General features: G+C 44.1%; 1 protein-coding gene. It reads left to right on the forward strand.

The window, feature by feature from the left end; translation table 11 throughout:
• The first annotated feature begins 49 nt into the window (after positions 1–49).
• On the forward strand, positions 50–1,336 hold the full coding sequence (locus BK127_RS42095) for an IS110 family RNA-guided transposase (protein WP_076238572.1): 1,287 nt from the start codon (positions 50–52) through the stop codon (positions 1,334–1,336).
• The last annotated feature ends 388 nt before the right edge of the window (positions 1,337–1,724 follow it).

Raw genomic sequence — 1,724 nt, forward strand, 5'->3', positions numbered from 1 at the left:
GGGTTTGTTGACGGGTAAATACCCACACCATCAAGGAGGCGCTCTTATTATGAAGTTTAAGCAATCAGACAGACAAAATCAACGTATTGAACGAATTACCACTTCGCATCTTGTTGTTGGTATAGATATGGCAAAGGAAACCCAAGTAGCTCAAGCTACAAATTATCGAGGAATTGTCCTTACAAACCAACATCTTTCCTTCAAAAACACACTCCAGGGATTTGAAAAGTTACAACGCTGGATGGAAGGCTTGCAACAAAAGCACCGACTAAAGAGCATCATAATTGGCATGGAACCGACGGGACACTACTGGTACAGTTTGGCTAACTGGCTTGTGGAAAAAGGCCTAAACGTTGTTCTAGTGAACCCTGCAACGACGAAACGAAACAAGGAGAACCGAGACAATTGTCCATCCAAAAGTGATCCGAAGGATGCCCTTGTTATAGCAGATGTTGTCTGTCGTGGTTATTACTATGAATACATTCGGCAAGCAACTCATTATCAAAGGTTACGGACCTTAATGAGTGATCGGGAATTTTGGGTTACAAATAGTGTTCGGATGCAGAATCGGATTGTCCGCTGGTTGGATATACGCTTTCCTGAGTATGCTTCTGTGTTTAAAGATTGGACCTGTCCACGATCCCGAGCAACACTTAAAGAGTTCCCGTCCCCGCTGGATTTAAAAGGTCAATCTACATCAGAAGTTATTACAGGTTGGAGAAAATATATGAGTCGAGCTGGCGGCTCAACGGGTATACAGAAAGCAGCAGAACTACTCTCTAAAGCAGTTCAGAGCGTAGGGGAAACTATGGCGCTGAACGAGGCCAAACAAGATCTACATCGCTTGTTAGAAGAGTACGAGCGCATCGTGAGCATATTAAACGAAATCGAACAGGAAATCGCGGCTTTACTCGCTGAGATTCCAATTGCTAGCCAACTTCGCTCCGTCAAAGGTTTGGGTACAATCTATATTGCAGCGATTCTAGCTGGCGCCGGTGATCTAAAGCAGTACGTTCACGGACGTCAGTTGCTACGGAAAGCCGGTTTAAATTTGGCAGAGAGCATGTCAGGGAAGCGTAAGGGTCAGGTGATACTCTCCAAACGAGGAGATTCCACACTCCGAAAGTATTTGTATCTGGCTACCCTTACCTTAGTGGGAACAAACCCTATTTTTCGACAACTACACGAAAATAATGTGCAAGTAAAACGAATAAGTAAGCAGAAGTCCATATTCAAATTGCTAGGAAAACTGGCAAGAATCATAGTGGGCATGGTGCAGCATAAGGATATGTTTACTCCTGAAAAAACGGTCCTCACCTACAGTCAAGCAGCCTAACATTTTCGATATAACGTAAATTGATTCATTCGCAGGACTTCAAACAAAGAAAGCACAGAGAACCGAGTTCGTTCCTCAAAAGGGCGCAGACCCATCCGCTAAACGCTATCGGTCTCCACACCTTGGATAGGTGTAACGAAGGAATGTTAGGGCATTGACCCGTAGAGCCTTGGGATGGTTAATCTCCGGGGGATTGTGGAGTATGCGTGCAGTAGAGTACAATATAGGGAAATATTCCATATGTTCCTCTGTTCCCGTATGACCAAAAAGGTTAACTTACGGTCGCTGCAACTTAATATCCTTACGGCCGCTGTATTCCAAAGTGATGAAATCCTGCGAATGAATGAGTATTCGTTAGATAAATCCTTAATACTGAGGGACTGGGAAC

The organism is Paenibacillus sp. FSL H7-0331 (genome assembly GCF_001956045.1).

Excerpts from the sequence above, each read along its gene's own strand:
- BK127_RS42095 (WP_076238572.1), top strand. The coding sequence starts at position 50 with ATGAAGTTTAAGCAATCAGACAGACAAAATCAACGTATTGAACGAATT.